Below are 13,061 nucleotides of genomic sequence, written 5' to 3' on the forward strand. Positions count from 1 at the left end.
TCGGTCCTGAAGCCTTTCACCCAGCCGACAGGGATTGCGGGCGAGGTCGAAAGCTAGAGCTTGCCGGGCGTCGGCTGCTTCGGTCCGCCGAGCAGGTCGGCAATCCAGCGGCTCGACGGATGCTGGCCGCAGAAGGTGAGGATCGCAAGCGTGATGGGTACGCCGATGAAGGTGCCGAACAGACCCCACAGGAAGGTCCAGAAGAAGAGTGCGAACAGCACGACCATGGGTGAAATCGACAGCATGGTGCCAGCCACGCGAGGCTCGACATAGCTGCCGACCACGAACTGGATGATGTTGAGGCAAACGAAGACGCCGACAACCGCCTGCCAGCTTTCAAACTGTGTCATCGCCAGCAAGGTGGGAAACAGCGTCGCGATGAAGGGGCCGATGAACGGGATATAGTTGAGCGCGAAGGCGATCACACCCCATTCGAACGCGAACGGCAGCCCGGTGACCCAGGCGAAAATGCCGACAAGCAGACCTGTTATCGCGCTCATCTGCGTCCGCACCAGCATGTATTTGCGAAATTTGGCTGCGGTCGCAGCGCTGCCATTCAGCAGAACGCGCGCGGCAACGCGGTTGTCGAGCGCTTCTACCTTCTGTCTGATACCATCGACTTCAAGAAGTCCTAATACAACGTAGACCAGTGCAATCACCCAGAACGTGAGCGTGGTGTTGACGCGACCGGTGACGTGTTGCGTCGCGCGCAGCAGCCACGCGACGTTGAAATGCTCGGCCCACATGCCGGCGACCGAGACGCCATGACCGTCGAGCCATGTTACCATGGCGCCATAAAGCGCCTGATAGCGGGCGGCATCGGTAACCAGGGATTGCCCCACCCGGCCAAAGCCCCAGGCTACGAGCGAGGCGAAGGCGAGACAGGCCGCGATCGTGACGACCAGCGTGATCGCCAGTGCGAGCAGCTTCGGCATCCGTGCCTGCAGCAGGCTCTGCAACGGCCAGACGTTCGCGATGATGAAAAGGGCTAGCGCAAGCGGGGCAATCACCGCGCTAGCTTCTCTGGCGGCGGCCGCCAGCAACACCGCTGCGATGATCCCGACCGCTATCTTCATGCGACGCCAGCCACTTTGGTTGCTACCCCTGCGACTGCGACTGGCCCTGTCGCCCACCCACCTGTTCGACCCTGACAGCTACGGTCAGGGTCTCCATGCCGCCGCCGTAGCGGGTGCCGCGCACCGGTGCGGCGCCGAGATAATCGAGGCCGATGGCGACGCGGGCATGGGCGTCGGTGGTGCAGATGGCGTTGGCCGGATCGAATCCGACCCAGCCGAGATCGGGCACGAAGGCTTCCGCCCAGGCATGGCCGGCCTGCTGCTGGACCATGCCGTCGGAGCGCAGAAAGTGTCCTGCGACGAAGCGCGCCGGCACGCCGCCGGTGCGCGCGCAGGCGATGAAGATATGCGCATAATCCTGGCATACGCCGCGCTTCAGCGCGAAAGCTTCCACAGCCGAGGTGCCGCTGTTGGTGGGGTCTTCGTCGAACGTCATGTGTTCGTTGATCTGCATCATCAGCGCATGCAGGAAGCCGAGCACATCGCTCTCCGATTCCGATCGCAGCTCGTTCGCGAAGTTCGCCATCGCCGGATTGACCTTGGTCAGATCGGTCGAGCGCAGAAAAAAGCTCGGCGGAAAGCGCTCGTCGGTGCCCTTCAGCACGCCGCCGGTGTCGTGGGTCTCGATCAGGCCCTCGACCGTGATGGTGAGGTCGGCGATCGGCCCGTAGGTCAGGACATGCGTGACGTTGCCGAACGCATCCTCGTGCATGTCGAGCCGCGAGTCGGTGGAGACGTCGATCTGCCATTCGGCGACGTACTGGCCGTCATGGCTGCCCGGCGTCATGCGCAGAATCTGAATGACGCCGGTGGCCGGCGGCTCATAGCGATAGCTGGTGGTATGGGCAATTCGCAGGCGCATGGTGTCTTCCCTGTCATTCCGGGGCGATGCGAAGCATCGAACCCGGAATCTTGAGATTCCCGGTGCGCAATTGCGCACCTGAGGTCTGGAGCTTGCGCGCCATCCCGGAATGACGATACTCGATCAGATCAAATACTGCTTGGTGATGATCTCGCCGAGCCGGCCGTTGTCCAGAATGAACTCCTGGATGAATTCATGCACGCCGTGCTGGAATATGTCGTCCATGTGGCTGTGTTCCAGCCGGTTTCGGACGCCACGGGCATGGCGCTGGGCCGCGCCCTGGCGGCCATAGGCGACGCCGATCTGGTCGAGATTGCGCACCAGATTGCCGTAGCAGCTCGCCAGCGAGCGCGGTAGCGAATCGTTGAGGATCAGCAGGTCCGCGATCAGCCACGGCTTCAGGGTCTCGCGGTAGACCCAGTGATAGGCGGTCAGCGCCGAGACCGAGCGCAGGATCGAGGTCCACTGGTAGTAATCGAGCGGGCCGCCGACATGCTCTTCCTCCGGCAGCAGGACGTGATACTTGACGTCGAGGATGCGGGCGGTGTTGTCGGCGCGCTCCAGATGCAGGCCGAGCCGCGAGAACCAGTAGGCGTCGTTGCGCAGCATGGTGCGGTAGGCCGAGCCGTCGAACCGCAGCGAGGTTTCCTGCACGAAGCGCAGGAATTTCGCCAGTTCCTCGCGGGTCCGGGTGCCCTTGCCCCAGACCTCCTGCAGGTCGATCCAGGCCGAGTTGATGTTGTCCCACATCTCGGAGGTCAGGGCGGTGCGCACCGAGCGCGAATTGAGCCGGGCGTTCTCGATGCAGTTCTTGATCGAGGAGGGATTGGCCGGCGAGAACGACAGGTATTCGACCACGTTGCGTTCGTCGGCTTCCTCGTAGATTTCGTAGAAACTGGCGCTGACGCCGGCGGTCAGCAGCGCCGAATCCCATTCGTTGGTCTTGCCGATATAGGTGTTCGGCAGCGCGGTGACCCGCAGCGTCGCCTCGATGGTGCGCGCGAGATATTCGGCGCGCTCGACGTAACGGGCGAGCCAGTACAGGTTTTCGGCGGTGCGTGACAGCATGCAGGAATCTTGCTCTCTCTACTCGTCCCAATCCAGATCTTACTCGTCCAGAATCCAGGTATCCTTGGTGCCGCCGCCCTGGCTGGAATTGACCACCAGCGATCCCTCCTTCAGCGCCACCCGCGTCAGGCCGCCCGGCACGATGGTGACGTGGTTGCTGCCGGTCAGAACGAAAGGCCGGAGATCGACGTGGCGCGGCGCCAGGCCGGATTCGACGCAGGTCGGACAGGTCGACAGCGCCAGCGTCGGCTGGGCGATGAACCCCTCGGGCTCGCGCTTGAGCTTGTCGCGAAACGCCTCGATCGTCGCCTTGGTGGCGGCGGGCCCGATCAGCATGCCGTAGCCGCCGGAGCCGTGCACTTCCTTCACCACGAGTTCGCCGAGGTTGTCGAGCACATAGGCCAGATCCTTCGGCTCGCGGCAGCGCCAGGTCGGCACGTTCTTCAGGATCGGCTCTTCCCCGAGATAGAATTTCACCACCTCCGGCATATAGGAATAGACCGCCTTGTCGTCCGCGATGCCGGTGCCGACCGCGTTGGCCAGCGTGACGTTGCCGGCCGCATAGGCCGACATCAGCCCGGGCACGCCGAGCGCCGAATCCGGCCGGAAGGTGAGGGGATCGAGGAAGTCGTCGTCGACCCGGCGGTAGATCACGTCGACCCGCTTCAGGCCCTCGGTGGTGCGCATGAACACCTCGTCGTTCTTGACGATGAGGTCGCGGCCCTCGACCAGCTCGATGCCGAGCTTGTCGGCCAGGAACGAATGCTCGTAATAGGCGGAATTGTAGACGCCGGGGGTCATCAGCGCCACCGTCGGCTCCGACGAGGCGCTTGATGGCGCCACCGAGCGCAGCGCCGACAGCAGTTCGTCCGGGTACTTTTCCACCGGGGCGACGCGGTGGCGGGCGAACAGGTCGGGAAACAGCCGCATCATGATTTCGCGGTTTTCCAGCATGTAGGACACGCCGGAGGGCGTGCGCGCATTGTCCTCCAGCACGTAGAACTCTTCCGGATTGATGCGCACGATGTCGATGCCGGCGATGTGGACATAGACGTCGTGCGGCACGTCCTGGCCGTTCATTTCCGGCCGGAACACCGGATTCTGGAAGATCAGGTCGTCGGGAATGATGTTGGCGCGCAGGATGTCGCGGCCGTGATAGATGTCGCGCAGGAACATGTTGAGCGCGCGCACGCGCTGCTTCAGTCCCTTCTCGAGGATCGCCCATTCCTTCGCCGCGATGATTCGCGGGATCACGTCGAACGGGATCAGGCGCTCCTGGGCTTCGGCGTCGCCGTAGACGGCGAAGGTGATGCCGATCCGGCGGAACAGCAGCTCCGCCTCCTGGCGGCGATATTCCAGCGCCTCCGCCGGCGTCTCCTTCAGCCAGCGGGACAGTTCCTGGTAGGCCGGACGGATCTCGCCGCCGGGCCCATTCATTTCATCGAACGCAACTGCCATATATCCCGACGCTTTTTCCGACGCTTTTCTTGGCCATTCCAAGACCATGCGAGACAGTGCATGACTGAAAGGGATGGTAGCAAGGGCCGGGCCAGCGCGATATGCATTCACCGAGGGCATTTGGTAGCAAGGGGTTCCATTGGCTGCCTCAAAAAACGGCTGGCCGGTGCTTATTTCGGCAGCAAAACCCCGTGACTTCAAGGCGTTGCTTGCGCACAGTCACGATAAAGGGCGAGGAAGAATGATGAGCGAGATCGTCACCGCGGGCATTCTGGTGATCGGGGACGAGATCCTGTCCGGCCGGACCAAGGACAAGAACATCGGCTTTATCGCCGAATACCTCACCAATATCGGGATCGACCTCAAGGAGGTCCGCATCGTCGCCGACGACGAGCCCGATATCGTCGTCGCGCTGGATGCGCTGCGGCATCGTTACGATTACGTCTTTACCACCGGCGGCATCGGGCCGACCCATGACGACATCACCGCCGATGCCATCGCCAAGGCATTCGGTGTCGGCATCGACCACCACCCGGAAGTGGTGGCGCGGTTCAGGGAGCGCTGGGGCGCGCAGGACCTCAACGAGGCGCGGCTGCGCATGGCGCGGATTCCCGACGGCGCCGAGCTGATCCAGAGCGCGACCATTCTGGCGCCCGGCTTCAAGATCGGCAATGTCGTGGTGATGGCCGGGGTGCCCACCATCATGCAGGCGATGATGGACATCGTGGCGCCGAAGCTGAAATCCGGCGTCCGGATGCTGTCGGAATCGGTTCGCGCCAATGCGCGGGAAGGCGACGTCGGCGGACCCTTGCGCGAAATCGCCAACGCCCATCCCGACACCATGATCGGCAGCTACCCGTTCGTCGACGACGACAAGAAGCCGAACACCAACCTCGTGGTCCGCTCGCGCGATCCGGAAAAACTCACTGCCGCCATGAATGCGGTCAAGGAGATGCTGGCGGGCCTGAACATCACCACCCGCTAGCGGAGAGTGATGATGGCGGACCATCCGGAATTGAGCGCGCAGGAAAAGGCCGGCAAGGCCTTTCCGGTCTCGTGGGACCAGTTTCACCGGGATTGCCGGGCACTGAGCTGGCGGCTCAACGCCGTCGGGCCGTTCCATGCCATGGTCGCGATCACCCGAGGCGGGCTGGTGCCGGCCGCCATTGTCGCCCGCGAGCTCGGCATTCGCGTGATCGATACCGTCTGCATCGCCAGCTACGACCACACCAAACAGGGCGAGCTGCAGGTTCTCAAGGATGTTTCGGCGGAAGTGGCCAAACTCGGCGGCGGCACCGGCAAGGGACTTCTGATCGTCGACGATCTCGTCGACACCGGCAAGACCGGGCGGCTGGTGCGCGCGATGATGCCCGACGCACATTTCGCGGCGGTCTACGCCAAGCCGCAGGGACGGCCGCTGGTCGACACCTTTATCACCGAAGTATCGCAGGACACCTGGATCCACTTTCCCTGGGATACCGCGCTGTCGTTCCAGCCGCCGATCCGCGACGGCGGGGTGTGAGAACGGGCTGTCATTCCGGGGCGCTGCGAAGCAGCGAACCCGGAATCTCGAGATTCCCCGGTGCGCAAGTGCGCACCTGCGGTCTGGTGCTTGCGCACCATCCCGGAATGACGAGGATTGGATTGCTTCGTCGCAAGCGCTCCTCGCAATGGTGGTTGTGACTAACCGATCGAGCAATCGATGCCCCTGCAAAACCGCGTCACTCCCACCGGCGATATCGTCGCCACCCCGCATCGCGGCATGTTCACCGGCAATCGCGGCATCATCCACGACCCCGCCACCAGGACGCTGACGCGGCGCTGGGCCGGCCAGGCGTGGCTGACCTGTGTCTGCGATTTCCGGGGCCGCCGGCGCGTGGTGATGGGCGGCCGGAGCTGGACCGAGCTGTTCTTTCTGGATGAAGCCACCGCGCTCGCCGCGGGGCATCGACCCTGCTTCTACTGCCGCCGCGACGATGCCGTCAGGTTTCGCGAGGCGTGGGAACGGGGCAATGGTGTCGTGAGGCCGAGCGCCCGCGAAGTCGACGCGACACTGCACCGCGAGCGGCTCGATGGAGCCGCGAAGCGACGGCATGAACTGCCGATGCCGCCGGACAAACTTCCCGACGGCGCAATGCTGCAGGAAGGCGCGCAGATCTATCTGATCCTGCAGGGGCGGGCGCAGCTGTGGTCGCACGCCGGCTATCGCGAGGCCGACCATGACTTCGAAGGCGCGCGGCTGCTGACGCCACCCTCGACGCTGCGCGCGATGACGGCCGGATATGTTCCGGTGCTGCATCCGAGCGCAGGGGCTGCAACAACGTGATGAAGTCATTCCGGGGCGATCGCGCAAGCGAGCGAACCCGGAATCTCGAGATTCCGGGCTCGCGCCCAGCGGCGCGCCCCGGAATGACGATTACCCCAATCTCTCCCTTGCCAGCTTGGCGCCCGCGCCCAGCGCCATCAGTTTCGCTTCCGCGATGTCGCGGCGCATCGGCGCCATGCCGCAATTGGTCGTGGCGACGATGTTGCTCTTCGGCACGAATTTCGAAACCGCCTCGATCACCTTGACCACATCCTCCGCGGTCTCGACGGTGTCGCTGGCGACGTCGATCACGCCGGCCTGCACGATCTTGCCGGTGAGCAGCGCCAGCAGGTCCAGCGGCACCTTCGAATTGCGGCATTCGATCGCGACCTGCTGGATCGGGCTCTTGGCGATCGCCGGAAAAATATCCTCGTACTGCCGCCATTCGCTGCCCAGCGTTTCTTTCCAGTCGGTGTTGGCCTTGATGCCGTAGCCGTAGCAGATGTGCACGGCGGTGCCGCAGGTGAGACCCTCGGCGGCGCGCTCCAGCGCCTTGATGCCCCAGTCCGAAACCTCGTCCATGAACACGTTGAAGGCGGGCTCGTCGAACTGGATCATGTCGACGCCGTCGGCCTGCAACGCCTTCGCTTCCTCGTTCAGCAGCTCGGCAAAGGCGAATGCCATCTTGACGCGGTCGCCATAATAGCCGTCGGCAACGGTATCGATGATGGTCATCGGGCCGGGCAAGGTGAACTTCAGTTTTCGCGTCGTGTGGGTGCGGGCGATGCGCGCCTCGTCGGCATGGACGCGGCCCTTCAGCCGCAATGGCGCCACCACCTGCGGCACCATCGCCTTGTAGCGGTCCTTGCGGATTCCCATCTCGACCTTGTGGGCGAAATCGATGCCCTCGATCTTCTCCATGAAACCATGCACGAAATGCTGCCGCGCCTGTTCGCCTTCGGTGACGATGTCGATGCCGGCGTCTTCCTGCAGCTTCAGCGCCAGCAGGGTGGCGTCGCGCTTGGCCCGCGCCAGTTCCTCGCCGCTGGATTTCCAGGGCGCCCACAGCGTATTGGGTTCGGCCAGCCATTCCGGCTTCGGCAGCGAGCCGGCGATCGTGGTTGGAAACAGCATGGTGGGCCTCCCCGAGGGTTATCGTTTGCGCCTGTGTGCCATGTTCGGCAGTCGCCCCACAACCGCCTTGATGACTGGAAGGGCCTGGCGCGGCGGGCTAGGATGCGGGCAACCTCCCATAAGGTGAACCCATGATCGACCTGCACTACGCGCCGACGCCGAACGGCTGGAAAATCTCGATCATGCTGGAGGAACTTGGGCTTCCCTACACCGTGATTCCCGTCGACATCCGCGCCGGCGAACAGTTCCGCCCGGAATTCCTGGCCATCAGCCCGAACAACCGGATTCCCGCCATCGTCGACCATGCGCCGGCGGACGGCGGCGAGCCGTTTTCGGTGTTCGAGACCGGCGCGATCCTGATCTACCTGGCCGACAAGACCGGCCGCTTTCTCCCCACTGACATGCGCGATCGGTCCAAAGTGGTGCAGTGGGTGATGTGGCAGATGAGCGGACTCGGACCGATGCTCGGCCAGCACGGCCACTTTGCCCTTTATGCCGCAGAAAAGATTCCCTATGCGATCGAGCGCTACCGCGACGAAGCGGCGCGGCTCTACCGCGTGCTCGATGCCCAACTGGGCAGGACCGGCGCTTATGTCGCCGGCGACGACTATTCCATCGCCGACATCGCCTGCTTCCCCTGGACCATGACCCACAAGGCGCAGGGCTTTACCCTCGACGATTATCCCGACATCAAGCGCTGGTACGCAATGGTCCGCGCCCGGCCGCAGGTACAGGCGGGGCTGGCGATCGGCAAATTCGTCAAGGAACCGTTCGACGAGGAAGCGCGAAAGTACATGTTCGGGCAGAAGGCGAAGGAGCTGGCGGGGAAGAACTAATGTCTGTCATTCCGGGGCGCGCGAAGCGCGAACCCGGAATCTCGAGATTCCGGGTCTGGTCCTTCGGACCATCCCGGAATGACGGGTCGAGTTTATTTACAAGCGCCAATACCGAGGAAACACCATGATCGAATTCTTCTTTGACTGCTCCAGCCCCTGGACCTATCTCGCCTTTCACAACATCCGGCCGCTGGCGGAAGAGTTCGGCGTCGAGATTTCGTGGCGGCCGATCCTGGTCGGCGGCATCTTCAATTCGGTCAATCCCAGCGTCTACGCCTCGCGCGAGGCACCGGTGCCGCTGAAGGCGCGCTACCAGAAGAAGGATCTCGCCGACTGGGCGCGCTCCGCCGGGCTCGCGATCAAGATGCCGCCGACGGTGTTTCCGGTGAACAGCGTCAAGGCGATGCGCGGCTGCATCTGGCTGGGCAAGGACATGGAGCCGTTCGCGCGCGCGGTATTCGCCGCCTATTGGGGTGACGACAAGGACATCTCGAAGGACGAGGTGCTGAGCGAGATCTGCAGGAGCGTAGGCGTCGACCCCGAACGATTCTTCGCCGGCATCGGCGACCAGGCGATCAAGGACCAGCTCAAGGCCAATACCGACGAGGTGATGGCGCGCGGCGGTTTCGGGTCGCCGACCATCTTCGTCGACAAGACCGACATGTATTTCGGCAACGACCGCATGCCGCTGATCCGCGAGGCGGTGGCGCGCCTGAAGGCGCGGGCGGCCTGATGCCGAGGAAGGTGGTCTGCCGCGAGCTTGGGCCTCCCGAGGGTCTGCAGCTGGAAAGCTTTGCCTCGGTGCCGCTCGCGCCGGGCGAGGTCCGCGTCGCCATCCACGCCGCCGGCATCAACTTTCCCGACGTGCTGATGGCGGCCGGCGAGTACCAGCTCAAGCCGCCGCTGCCGTTCACGCCCGGCATGGAAGCCGCCGGCGACGTGGTCGAGGTCAATGGCGCCGATGGCGTCGCGGTCGGTGACCGCGTCATCGTCAAGATGCGGCACGGCGGCTATGCCGACGAAGCGGTCGTCACGCCGTCGCAATTGACGCCGCTGCCATCGACCTTCGACTATGCCGAGGGGGCGACGTTTCTGGCCGGCCACGGCACCGCCTATCACGCGCTGGTCGATCGCGGCCAGGTTAAGCCCGGCGACGTGCTGCTGGTGCACGGCGCCGGCGGCGGCGTCGGCCTGGCCGCGGTCGAGATGGGCAAGATGCTGGGCGCCACCGTGATCGCGGCGGCGTCGTCGGAAGAAAAATTGGCGGTGGCGCAGGCGAGGGGCGCCGATCATCTGGTGCTTTATGGCCGCGAGCCGTTTCGCGACGCCGTCAAGCGCATCACCGACGGCCGCGGCGCCGACGTGGTGTTCGATCCCGTCGGCGGCGAGACGTTCGAGAACAGCGTGCGCTGCATCGCCTGGGGCGCGCGGCTGCTGGTGATCGGCTTTACCGGCGGCATCGGGCTTGCCCGCACCAACCTGCTGCTGATCAAGGGCGCCAGCGTGCTCGGCGTGCGCGCCGGCGAAGCGGTCCGGCGAAATCCCGCGCTCGGCGAAGTGCGCCTGAAGGCGCTGCTGGAATGGGCGGAAGCCGGAAAAATCCGCCCCAACGTCTCGCACCGTCTGCCGCTGGAAAACTATGCGCAGGCGATGCGATTGCTGGTCGACCGCAAGGCGATCGGACGCGTGGCGCTGATGATGCGGTAAAGCCCCGTCATTCCGGGGCGATGCGCAGCATCGAACCCGGAATCTCGAGATTCCGGGTTCGTCGCTTTCGCGACGCCCCGGAATGACGTTGTGGAGTCACTTCCGGGTTGGCCGCTTCGAAGTGTCGTAGGCTGAGAAAAGGTGTCCTTGCGCCGTGCCCACCATCTTCTTTCTTGCCGCGTCATGGTGGGCACGGCGCAAGAGCGCCTTTGCCCAGCCTACGGATTTCTATTTATATTCCCGCTCGTCCCACCACGGGAAATAGTCGGGCATGTCGGTCGACACCTTGTTCTTGAACTGCGCCGGGCGCTTTTCCAGGAACGACACCACGCCTTCCTTCACATCCTCGGAACGGCCACGGGCGTAGATGCCGCGGCTGTCGACCTTGTGGGCTTCCATCGGATCGTCGGCGCCGAGCATGCGCCACATCATCTGGCGGATCAGCGCCACCGACACCGGCGCGGTCTTTGCCATGAATTCCTTTGCAAGGGCGCGGGCGGTCGGCAGCAAGTCGTCCGGTGCCACGACTTTCGAAACCAGCCTGCCGGCCAGGGCTTCTTGCGCCGGGAACACGCGGCCGGAAAAACACCATTCCAGCGCCTGCTGGATGCCGACGAGGCGCGGCAGGAACCAGCTCGACGCCGCCTCGGGCACGATGCCGCGCTGCGAGAACACGAATCCGATCCGGGCGTTGTCCGAGGCGATGCGGATATCCATCGGCAGCAGCATGGTGGCGCCGATGCCGACCGCCGGGCCGTTGATCGCGGCGATCACCGGTTTCAGGCATTTGAAGATCCGCAAGGTGACCTGGCCGCCGCCGTCGCGCACCTGGGGATCGCTGTAATCGACCTTGCCGTCCGGCAATCGCCTGACCGGCCCGCGCCGCGCGTCGCGATCGAAGGTATCGGCACCGGAGGAGAGGTCGGCGCCTGCGCAGAACCCGCGCCCCGCACCGGTGACGATGATGGCGCGGACATTGTCGTCCTTGTCGGCGGCATCGAACGCGGCGATCAGTTCCGCCTGCATGGTGCCGTTGAAGGCGTTGAGCTTGTCGGGCCGGTTCAGCGTGATGGTGAGAATCTGCTCGTCGATGTCGTATTTGATGGTCTCGTAGGCCATGAAGTGTTTCCTCTCGGTTTGTTTGTTGATTGTTGCGTCGTCATTCCGGGATGCGCCGCAGGCGCAGACCCGGAATCTCGATCGGAGCATGACCAATCGAGATTCCGGGTTCGTCGCTGCGCGACGCCCCGGAATGACGGGGAGTGAGATTATTTCTTCGGCGGCTTCGGCCACGGTTTCTGCGCGCCCCGCAATCCCTCGAACGCCTTGGCCATGCCGAGCACGCCGATGTCGTCGAAGCGGCGGCCGACGATCTGGACCCCGATCGGGAATCCCTTTTTGTCGAAACCGCCATTGATCGAGGCCGCCGGGTTCTCCGCCATGTTCCACGGCACGGTGAAGGCGATGTGCTCGAACGGTTTGGCGGGATCGTTGAGCGGGGAGGCGAGTTCGGCGGCGAAATTCACCACCGGCGAGACCGGGGAGATCACATAGTCGATCTCGCAGAACAGCTTTGCGGCCGCTGCCCGGATCGCCATGGTGGCATTGAAACCCCTGACGACGTCGACGCCGCTCAGCTTCGCGCCGGTCTCCGCCCATTGGCAGATATAGGGCAGCGCCCTGGCGCGCTCGGCCGGCGTGAGTTTCGACAGATCGTCCCACATCCGGGCGCGCCAGAAGGTGTCGAGGCCGTTGAGGATCCCGGGTGTCATCACGCCATCGACTTCGGTGACGACGGCGCCGGCGGATTCGAAGGCCTTCGCAGCCTTGACGGCGACCTCGCGGACCTCCTTCTCCAGCGCCTGGCCGGCACCGGCATCGAGCATCAGCCCGATGCGCAGTTTGCGCGGCGACTTTTCCAGCGCCTTCCAGTTGATGTCGTTGGGCGGCAGGCTCATGCCGTCGCGGCGATCCGGACGCGACAGCACGCTCATCATCAGCGCGGCGTCATCGACAATGCGCGTCATCGGTCCGGCGACGCGGCCGACATAGGGCGGATCGACCGGAATTCGCCCGAGGCTCGGCTTCAGCGCGACCAGGCCGCACCAGCATGCCGGCAGCCGCACCGAGCCGCCGATATCGGTGCCGAGATGCAGCGGGCCGTATCCCGCCGCCGCCGCGGCGCCGGCGCCGGAACTGGAGCCGCCGGGATTCTTGGTCAGGTCCCAGGGATTGCGGGTGAGGGGATGGTAGCTGGAGAGGCCCGATGACAGCATGCCGTAATCCGGCATGGTGGTCTTGGAGAAGATGATCGCGCCGGCCTCGCGCAGCCGCGCCGCGGGCGGCGCATCCCGCTCCGCCGGGACCAGCGGCATGCTCGCGGCGCCCAGCGGCATTGGCACGCCCTTGGTGGCGATATTGTCCTTGATGGTAACAGGCACGCCGTCGAGCACGCCCATCGGCTCGCCCTTCTGCCAGCGTTCGGTCGATGCCTTGGCAACCGCCCGCGCGCCATCGGGATCGAACGCGTAGAGCGCCTTGATGTGCGGCTCCCACGCCGCGACGTGCGTCAGCACGTCCTCCAGGACTTCCGATGGCGAGAACTGGCCGGCCTT

13 protein-coding genes are annotated in these 13,061 nt (G+C 64.5%); 6 read left to right on the plus strand and 7 right to left on the minus strand.

Going from position 1 to position 13,061, the window contains the following annotated elements; all coding sequences use genetic code 11:
- Positions 1–53: 53 nt before the first annotated feature.
- The 4 genes from Q8R73_RS11730 to Q8R73_RS11745 form a co-directional block, all read right to left on the minus strand.
- Complete coding sequence (locus tag Q8R73_RS11730) at positions 54–1,076, minus strand: AI-2E family transporter (RefSeq protein WP_305719723.1); 1,023 nt, start codon at positions 1,074–1,076, stop codon at positions 54–56.
- A 22-nt stretch (positions 1,077–1,098) separates the two neighbouring features.
- The gene (locus Q8R73_RS11735; RefSeq protein ID WP_305719709.1) at positions 1,099–1,938 is read right to left on the minus strand and encodes a transglutaminase family protein; all 840 of its coding nucleotides are present in this window, start codon (positions 1,936–1,938) and stop codon (positions 1,099–1,101) included.
- Between the two features lie 123 nt (positions 1,939–2,061).
- Positions 2,062–3,006, minus strand: a complete 945-nt coding sequence (locus Q8R73_RS11740; protein ID WP_305719710.1) for an alpha-E domain-containing protein — start codon at positions 3,004–3,006, stop codon at positions 2,062–2,064.
- 39 nt (positions 3,007–3,045) lie between these two features.
- Positions 3,046–4,464 (minus strand): circularly permuted type 2 ATP-grasp protein, encoded by a 1,419-nt coding sequence (locus Q8R73_RS11745; protein ID WP_305719711.1) that lies wholly within the window; start codon positions 4,462–4,464, stop codon positions 3,046–3,048.
- Between the two features lie 244 nt (positions 4,465–4,708).
- Here Q8R73_RS11745 and Q8R73_RS11750 point away from each other — a divergent pair, with 244 nt between their 5' ends.
- From Q8R73_RS11750 to Q8R73_RS11760, 3 genes are all read left to right on the plus strand, one after another.
- Positions 4,709–5,449 carry a molybdopterin-binding protein gene (locus Q8R73_RS11750; RefSeq protein ID WP_305719712.1) on the plus strand — a complete coding sequence of 247 codons (741 nt, stop codon included), beginning with the start codon at positions 4,709–4,711 and terminating at the stop codon, positions 5,447–5,449.
- Positions 5,450–5,458: 9 nt separating this feature from the next.
- Complete coding sequence (gene gpt / locus Q8R73_RS11755) at positions 5,459–5,986, plus strand: xanthine phosphoribosyltransferase (RefSeq protein ID WP_305719713.1); 528 nt, start codon at positions 5,459–5,461, stop codon at positions 5,984–5,986.
- A 180-nt stretch (positions 5,987–6,166) separates the two neighbouring features.
- Positions 6,167–6,790, plus strand: coding sequence for a hypothetical protein (locus Q8R73_RS11760; RefSeq protein WP_305719714.1), 624 nt, complete (start codon positions 6,167–6,169; stop codon positions 6,788–6,790).
- Positions 6,791–6,880: 90 nt separating this feature from the next.
- Here the strand turns inward: Q8R73_RS11760 and Q8R73_RS11765 are convergent, their stop codons facing one another.
- Positions 6,881–7,903, minus strand: a complete 1,023-nt coding sequence (locus Q8R73_RS11765) for a methionine synthase (RefSeq protein ID WP_305719715.1) — start codon at positions 7,901–7,903, stop codon at positions 6,881–6,883.
- Between the two features lie 131 nt (positions 7,904–8,034).
- Between Q8R73_RS11765 and Q8R73_RS11770 the strand changes: the two genes are divergently transcribed.
- The 3 genes from Q8R73_RS11770 (at position 8,035) to Q8R73_RS11780 (ending at position 10,446) form a co-directional block, all read left to right on the plus strand.
- Positions 8,035–8,739 carry a glutathione binding-like protein gene (locus tag Q8R73_RS11770; RefSeq protein WP_305719716.1) on the plus strand — a complete coding sequence of 235 codons (705 nt, stop codon included), beginning with the start codon at positions 8,035–8,037 and terminating at the stop codon, positions 8,737–8,739.
- A gap of 124 nt (positions 8,740–8,863) precedes the next feature.
- Positions 8,864–9,472, plus strand: coding sequence for a 2-hydroxychromene-2-carboxylate isomerase (locus Q8R73_RS11775; protein WP_305719717.1), 609 nt, complete (start codon positions 8,864–8,866; stop codon positions 9,470–9,472).
- Positions 9,472–10,446 (plus strand): NADPH:quinone oxidoreductase family protein, encoded by a 975-nt coding sequence (locus tag Q8R73_RS11780; protein WP_305719718.1) that lies wholly within the window; start codon positions 9,472–9,474, stop codon positions 10,444–10,446. Before Q8R73_RS11775 ends, Q8R73_RS11780 begins: the two co-directional genes overlap by 1 nt.
- 228 nt (positions 10,447–10,674) lie before the next feature.
- Here Q8R73_RS11780 and Q8R73_RS11785 read toward each other — a convergent pair whose 3' ends face one another.
- Together Q8R73_RS11785 and Q8R73_RS11790 are read right to left on the minus strand one after the other, a co-directional pair.
- The gene (locus Q8R73_RS11785) at positions 10,675–11,565 is read right to left on the minus strand and encodes a crotonase/enoyl-CoA hydratase family protein (RefSeq protein ID WP_305719719.1); all 891 of its coding nucleotides are present in this window, start codon (positions 11,563–11,565) and stop codon (positions 10,675–10,677) included.
- Between the two features lie 149 nt (positions 11,566–11,714).
- A partial coding sequence (locus Q8R73_RS11790; protein ID WP_305719720.1) for an amidase occupies positions 11,715–13,061 on the minus strand: 1,347 nt, incomplete at its 5' end.

The organism is Bradyrhizobium sp., assembly GCF_030697065.1.
Lineage (GTDB): Bacteria > Pseudomonadota > Alphaproteobacteria > Rhizobiales > Xanthobacteraceae > Bradyrhizobium.

Bases quoted from the DNA above. Each gene is read 5' to 3' on its own strand.
- Q8R73_RS11730 (WP_305719723.1), bottom strand. From the start codon at position 1,076: ATGAAGATAGCGGTCGGGATCATCGCAGCGGTGTTGCTGGCGGCCGCC.
- Q8R73_RS11735 (WP_305719709.1), bottom strand. From the start codon at position 1,938: ATGCGCCTGCGAATTGCCCATACCACCAGCTATCGCTATGAGCCGCCG.
- Q8R73_RS11740 (WP_305719710.1), bottom strand. From the start codon at position 3,006: ATGCTGTCACGCACCGCCGAAAACCTGTACTGGCTCGCCCGTTACGTC.
- Q8R73_RS11745 (WP_305719711.1), bottom strand. From the start codon at position 4,464: ATGGCAGTTGCGTTCGATGAAATGAATGGGCCCGGCGGCGAGATCCGT.
- Q8R73_RS11750 (WP_305719712.1), top strand. From the start codon at position 4,709: ATGAGCGAGATCGTCACCGCGGGCATTCTGGTGATCGGGGACGAGATC.
- gpt (WP_305719713.1), top strand. From the start codon at position 5,459: ATGATGGCGGACCATCCGGAATTGAGCGCGCAGGAAAAGGCCGGCAAG.
- Q8R73_RS11760 (WP_305719714.1), top strand. From the start codon at position 6,167: ATGCCCCTGCAAAACCGCGTCACTCCCACCGGCGATATCGTCGCCACC.
- Q8R73_RS11765 (WP_305719715.1), bottom strand. From the start codon at position 7,903: ATGCTGTTTCCAACCACGATCGCCGGCTCGCTGCCGAAGCCGGAATGG.
- Q8R73_RS11770 (WP_305719716.1), top strand. From the start codon at position 8,035: ATGATCGACCTGCACTACGCGCCGACGCCGAACGGCTGGAAAATCTCG.
- Q8R73_RS11775 (WP_305719717.1), top strand. From the start codon at position 8,864: ATGATCGAATTCTTCTTTGACTGCTCCAGCCCCTGGACCTATCTCGCC.
- Q8R73_RS11780 (WP_305719718.1), top strand. From the start codon at position 9,472: ATGCCGAGGAAGGTGGTCTGCCGCGAGCTTGGGCCTCCCGAGGGTCTG.
- Q8R73_RS11785 (WP_305719719.1), bottom strand. From the start codon at position 11,565: ATGGCCTACGAGACCATCAAATACGACATCGACGAGCAGATTCTCACC.